This is a genomic window from Spirillospora sp. NPDC049652 (assembly GCF_040675125.1).
Lineage (GTDB): Bacteria > Actinomycetota > Actinomycetes > Streptosporangiales > Streptosporangiaceae > Spirillospora.
Window position 1 is genome coordinate 1 of sequence record NZ_JBFAOF010000516.1, and the last position, 5,182, is coordinate 5,182.

The following is a 5,182-nucleotide window of genomic DNA, read 5'->3' on the forward strand; positions in this document are numbered from 1 at the left end:
CGCCCTCCACGATCATCAGCGCGCCGCCCTCGCCCGGCACGTAGCCGCCGGCCGTCGCGGTGAACGGGGCGTAGGTGTTGCCGAGCCGTCCGGAGCTGAGCTGCGCCACCAGCCCGTACGGGCACAGCGACGCGTCGGTTCCGCCGCTCACCACCAACCGCGGCCCGTCGTCGCGCAGGAGGCGGCGGGCCTGGGCCAGCGCGTCCAGGCCGCCCGCCTGCTCGGTGGCGATGACGCCGCAGGGACCGCGCATGCCGTGCCGGATGGAGATCTGGCCCGTCGTCGCGGCGTAGAACCAGGCGATCGACTGGTACGCGCCGACGTAGCCGGGGCCGCGGCCCCACAGGTTGACCATCTCGCGCTGCCCGAACTCCGTCCCGCCCGACGAGCTGGCGGTCACCACGGCCATCTCGTACTCGGGCAGCGAGGCGGGCGTGACGCCCGCGTCGTCCAGCGCCTGGGAGGCCGCCGCGAGCCCGAGGTGGGTCCAGCGGTCGGTCTGCGGGACGACGCGGCTCGGCACGTGCTCGGCGGCGTCGAAGCCGTCCACCTCGCCCGCCACCCGCACCGGGTAGGACGAGGGGTCGAAGCGGGTGATCGTGCGGATGCCGCTGCGGCCGGCGAGCAGCCCCGCCCAGTGGGCCCGCGCCGACAGCCCGAGGGGCGAGACCACGCCCAGCCCGGTGATGACCGGCCCGGTGATGACCGGCCCGGTCACGCGGCGGCCCCCGGACGGGTCAGCAGCATCGCCGACTGGAAGCCGCCGAACCCGCTGCCGACCGTGAGCACCACGTCGGTGCGGTGGTCGCGGGCGGTCAGCGGGACGTAGTCCAGGTCGCACAGCGGGTCGGGGGTGTGCAGGTTCGCGGTCGGCGGGACGACGTCGTGCTCGATGGCGAGGGCGCTGGCGGCGATCTCGATCGAGCCGATCGCGCCCAGCGAGTGCCCGACCATCGACTTGATGGAGCTCACCGGCACCTCGTAGGCGTGCGGGCCGAGGCTGCGCTTGAAGGCGGCGGTCTCGTGCCGGTCGTTCTGCAGGGTGCCCGATCCGTGCGCGTTGACATAGTCGACCGCGGTGGGGGCGAGCCGCGCCCGCCGCAGCGCGACCGTGATGGCCTCGGCCATCTCGCGGCCGTCCGGCTTGAGGCCGGTCATGTGGTGGGCGTTGCTGCGGCTGGCGAAACCGGCGATCTCGGCGTAGCAGTGCGCGCCGCGGGCCCGGGCCGCCGTCGCCTCCTCCAGGACGAGGACCGCCGAGCCCTCGCCCAGGACGAAACCGTCACGGTCACGGTCGAAGGGCCGCGAGGCGTGCTCGGGGTCGGCGTTGTTGGGGGTGGTCGCCTTGATCGCGTCGAAGCAGCCGGAGGTGATCGGCGAGATGGGCGCGTCGGTGGCTCCGGCGATGACGACGTCGGCGCTGCCCTCGCCGATGAGCTGGACGCCGTGCGCGACCGCGTCCAGCCCGGAGGTGCAGCCGGTGGAGATCAGCGCGACGGGCCCCTCGGCCCCGGCCCGCCAGGCGACCTCGGCCGCGAGCGTGCTCGGCGCCATGTACCCGTAGAGGTGGGGGACGCCGTAGCGGTGGTCCACCTCCCACAGCGCGCCGCCGTCGCTGAGCACGATGTACTCCTGCTCCAGGCCCATCGTGCAGCCGACCGCGCTGCCGAGCGCGACCGCCAGCCGGTCCGGACGCAGCCGGCCGCGGTCGAGCCCGCTGTCGGCCAGGGCCTCGTCGCAGGCGACGAGGGCGAGCTGCGCGGCCCGGTCCGTCCGGCGGACCTCCTGCGGGGTGAGGCCCTGCGCGGCCGGGTCGAAGTCGCACTCGGCCGCGACGCGGGAGCGGAAGCCGCTCGCGTCGAACAGCGTGATCGTCCGGGTCGCGGTGCGCCCGGCGGTCAGCGTCTCCCAGAACTCCTTGGCGCCGATGCCGCCGGGGGCGACGACGCCGATGCCGGTGATGACGGCTTTGCGCCCGTTCACGTTCTCAGCCAACTTTCGGGGTTTCCTGGGCGGGATGCGGGAGTTCCTCGGTGTCGACGTGGCCGAGTTCGGGGCGGGGCGCGAGCGGGCTCAGGTGGAACACCACGCGCGCCTGATCGGTCCCGACGTTCTCCAGCCGGTGCCGGTCGTCGATCGGGACCATCACCGCGTCGCCGGGGCCGAGCTCGACCGGCTCGTCCTCGATCCGGAGCACGAGACGGCCGCCGACGACGTAGAGGAACTCCTCGGAGTAGGGGTGCCGGTGCTCGGCGACGTACTCGCCGGGTTCGAGCGTCAGCTCGCCCAGGAACCCGGAGGTGGACTGCACCGTCCTCGGACTGAGCAGCACGCGGATGTCGCCGCCGCGGCGGCGGTTGGGCGCGACGTCGGACGCCGTCACCGTGCGAACGGACATGTCAGCTCCTTCAGGACTGCGGGTGGTTCTCCACCGACAGCGACGACACGCACCGCATCAGGGCGTTCTGGAAGTTCTCCCGGAACTCCTCGGGCGTGGCGGCGGGCCGCCGGTGGGTGAGGTAGGGGGCGAGGCGCTCCTCGGTCCGGTTGACCCCGGCCTGGCGGGCCATGTGCCGGGCGATCGCGGTGAAGTCGCCCTCGTAGTGGATGACGCGGACCATCACGTCGTCCTTGACGAACACGGCGGTGCCGAGCAGGCGGCCGGCCGGCCGCCCGTCCTCGCCGGTGAGGTCGGGGGTGTCCACGCGCTGGAAGCTCTCGAACACCTCGGCGAGCTCGTCCTCGCTTCCGGGCACGACCTGGTAGCGGATGGCGGCGTACGGCATGTCAGTCCTCTCGGGTGTGTTCGGCCAGCACGGCGACGTCCTTGTCGCCGTCGCCGCGTTCGAGCGCCCGCTCGACCTGCGCGAGCACGCTCGCGGCGAGCGGCAGGCCCGCTCCCCCGGCGGCGGCCATGTCGACGGCGTAGCGCAGGTCCTTGGCCATCAGCGCGGCGCGGAAGGCGGCGGGTTCGTAGCGGCGTTCGCGCATGATGGCCGCGCGGAAGTTCATCACCATGGACGCCACGCCCGTCCCGGCGACGCAGTCGAGCACGTCGTCGCGGGACAGCCCGCCGCTCTGCCCCAGCGCGACGGCCTCGGCGAGCGCCGCGACCTGCGCGCCGATCAGGGTGTTCAGGACGAGCTTCATCGTGGCGCCGCTGCCGGGCGGGCCGAGGAAGCGGATCTCGCTGCTCAGCGCCTCCAGGACGTCCCGGACGGACTCGACGTCGGCCCGGTCCCCCGCCGCCAGCACGCGCAGTTCGCCGGACCGGGCCTGGAACGGGTTGCCGAGCACGCACGCCTCGACCCGGCGCAGGCCGAGGTCGGCCAGGCGGCGCGCGGCGCGGCGGGCGAACGCGGGGGTCACGGTGGAGGTGTCGATGACGGGGGTGCCGGGCTTCATGCCGTGCACGGCGCTCCCGAACAGGACGTGCTCGACGGCATGGTCGTCGGACAGGCTGACGATCACGGCGTCGGCGTCCCCGGCGGCCTCGGCGGCGGTCTCCGCCGGGAGGGCGCCGGCCCGCAGCAGGGGTTCGGCCTTGGCGGGCGTGCGGTTGTGGACGCGGACGGTGTGGCCCGCCTCCAGCAGCCTGGCGGCCATGCCCGCGCCCATGACGCCCAGGCCGACGAAGCCCAGGCGGCGTCCGGCCGTGTCGCCCGGGACGCCGGCCGTGTCGCCCGGAAGGCCGGTCGTGTCGTCCATCAGTCGGTTCCCCTCACGTGACGGCGGCCGCCGCTTCCAGCAGGACGGCGGCGAGCGCGAGGACGGTGCGCAGCAGGTGCCAGCGCCGCCACTCGGCGCGCGGGTCGCGCCAGTCGGCGGGGAGCGGCCGGTCCGGGTCGAGCGCCTTGACCTGGCGGTTCAGCGGGACGTTCAGCAGGTGCGAGACCCCCGAGACGGCGACCAGCAGCGCGGCGCCGAGCCCGCACAGCGCCCGTCCGGACGCCGGGCCGGTGATCCCGGCCAGGACCGCCGACCCGACCGCCGTGGTCAGCACGATCACGGGCATCGTCGGATCCCAGTGCCGGCCGAGGAGCTGGTGGAACCGCACGTACTGGGCGGGCGGGACGGCGGCCAGCGCGGGCACGACGCTGATCGCGACCGCCAGCAGCACGCCCGCGGTGATCCCGCTGCCCGCGAGCACGACGACCCGCAGCACGTCCGCGGCCATCGGCGGTCACGGCCGGGTGGGCGCGAGCGCCGCGCCGGTCATCTCGGCCACGACCCGCATCGTGAGCATCGCCCCGGACGACCGGTACGGGTGCAACTTGGTGCGGTGCCCGACGTGCTCCTCGCTGTGCTCGAAGCGGCGGAAGCCCGGCTCGTCCACCCAGTCGCTGACGACGTAGTACACGCCGTCCTCCTCGTCGCTGCGGGACAGCGACTGGCGGATGTTGGCCGGGTCGGAGGTGACGGCGTCGCCGACCTCGCGCCAGGTGCGTTCGAACTCCTCCTCCATGCCGGGACGGATGCTCATGCGCAGCACCACCCGGAAGACGCGCGCGTCGTTCGGCATGTCAGATGCCTCCGTCCACGTTGAGGGTCTCGCCGTTGACGAACGCGGCCAGGTCGCTGGCCAGGAACAGCACGACCCCGGCGATGTCGCCCGGGTCCCCGAGGCGGCCGAGGGCGATCATCTTCCGGTAGCGCTCGCGGATCGCGTCCGGCACCGGCTGCTCGGTCTCGACCGGGCCGGGCGCGACGAGGTTGACGCGGTGGCCGAGCGGCCCGAGCTCCTTGCACAGCGACCGGGTCAGGCCGATCAGCCCGGCCTTGGCGGCGGTGTAGTGGGCGCGCTGCGGGATGCCGACCGTCGCGACCTTCGACCCGATGTTGACGATGGACGCGCCGGGCGTCAGCAGCGCCAGCGCCTTGTGCACCACCAGGTAGGAGCCGGTGAGGTTCACGTCCAGGACGCGCCGCCACTCGTCCGCGGGGAGTTCCTCGAACGGGACGTGGCTGATCGTTCCGGCGTTGTTGACGATGACGTCGATCCCGCCGAGATGGTCGCGGCACTCGGCGATGAGCCGGTCGACGCCCGCCTCCTCGCCGATGTCGGCCTTGACCACGCGGTGGTCGCCGGGGGTGTCGGCCAGCTCCTTGACCAGGGCGTCCACGTGCGGGCCGTCGGTGGTGTGGCACGTGACGACGTTCGCGCCCGCGTGCGCGAACGCCC

8 protein-coding genes are annotated in these 5,182 nt (G+C 74.0%); all 8 read right to left on the reverse strand.

Features of this window, described 5'->3' with window-relative positions; translation table 11 throughout:
* On the reverse strand, positions 1 to 718 hold a 718-nt coding region (locus AB0J52_RS26645; protein ID WP_500185044.1), incomplete at its 3' end, for a beta-ketoacyl synthase N-terminal-like domain-containing protein.
* The gene (locus tag AB0J52_RS26650) at positions 715 to 1,995 is read right to left on the reverse strand and encodes a beta-ketoacyl-[acyl-carrier-protein] synthase family protein (RefSeq protein ID WP_500185045.1); all 1,281 of its coding nucleotides are present in this window, start codon (positions 1,993 to 1,995) and stop codon (positions 715 to 717) included. The genes AB0J52_RS26650 and AB0J52_RS26645, both read right to left, overlap by 4 nt.
* Positions 1,988 to 2,398 carry a cupin domain-containing protein gene (locus AB0J52_RS26655; RefSeq protein WP_500185046.1) on the reverse strand — a complete coding sequence of 137 codons (411 nt, stop codon included), beginning with the start codon at positions 2,396 to 2,398 and terminating at the stop codon, positions 1,988 to 1,990. Before AB0J52_RS26655 ends, AB0J52_RS26650 begins: the two co-directional genes overlap by 8 nt.
* A 10-nt stretch (positions 2,399 to 2,408) precedes the next feature.
* Positions 2,409 to 2,786, reverse strand: a complete 378-nt coding sequence (locus AB0J52_RS26660; protein ID WP_500185047.1) for a SchA/CurD-like domain-containing protein — start codon at positions 2,784 to 2,786, stop codon at positions 2,409 to 2,411.
* A 1-nt stretch (position 2,787) separates the two neighbouring features.
* A complete protein-coding gene (locus tag AB0J52_RS26665) occupies positions 2,788 to 3,708 on the reverse strand; it encodes an NAD(P)-dependent oxidoreductase (protein WP_500185049.1) in 921 nt (306 codons plus the stop codon).
* A gap of 13 nt (positions 3,709 to 3,721) precedes the next feature.
* The gene (locus tag AB0J52_RS26670; protein ID WP_500185050.1) at positions 3,722 to 4,177 is read right to left on the reverse strand and encodes an anthrone oxygenase family protein; all 456 of its coding nucleotides are present in this window, start codon (positions 4,175 to 4,177) and stop codon (positions 3,722 to 3,724) included.
* Positions 4,178 to 4,183: 6 nt separating this feature from the next.
* Positions 4,184 to 4,522 (reverse strand): antibiotic biosynthesis monooxygenase family protein, encoded by a 339-nt coding sequence (locus AB0J52_RS26675; protein ID WP_500185051.1) that lies wholly within the window; start codon positions 4,520 to 4,522, stop codon positions 4,184 to 4,186.
* Between the two features lies 1 nt (position 4,523).
* Positions 4,524 to 5,182 (reverse strand): SDR family NAD(P)-dependent oxidoreductase (locus AB0J52_RS26680; RefSeq protein WP_500185052.1); only part of this gene is annotated, 659 nt, incomplete at its 5' end.

Excerpts from the sequence above, each read along its gene's own strand:
- AB0J52_RS26655 (WP_500185046.1), bottom strand. The coding sequence starts at position 2,398 with ATGTCCGTTCGCACGGTGACGGCGTCCGACGTCGCGCCCAACCGCCGC.
- AB0J52_RS26660 (WP_500185047.1), bottom strand. The coding sequence starts at position 2,786 with ATGCCGTACGCCGCCATCCGCTACCAGGTCGTGCCCGGAAGCGAGGAC.
- AB0J52_RS26665 (WP_500185049.1), bottom strand. The coding sequence starts at position 3,708 with ATGGACGACACGACCGGCCTTCCGGGCGACACGGCCGGCGTCCCGGGC.
- AB0J52_RS26670 (WP_500185050.1), bottom strand. The coding sequence starts at position 4,177 with ATGGCCGCGGACGTGCTGCGGGTCGTCGTGCTCGCGGGCAGCGGGATC.
- AB0J52_RS26675 (WP_500185051.1), bottom strand. The coding sequence starts at position 4,522 with ATGCCGAACGACGCGCGCGTCTTCCGGGTGGTGCTGCGCATGAGCATC.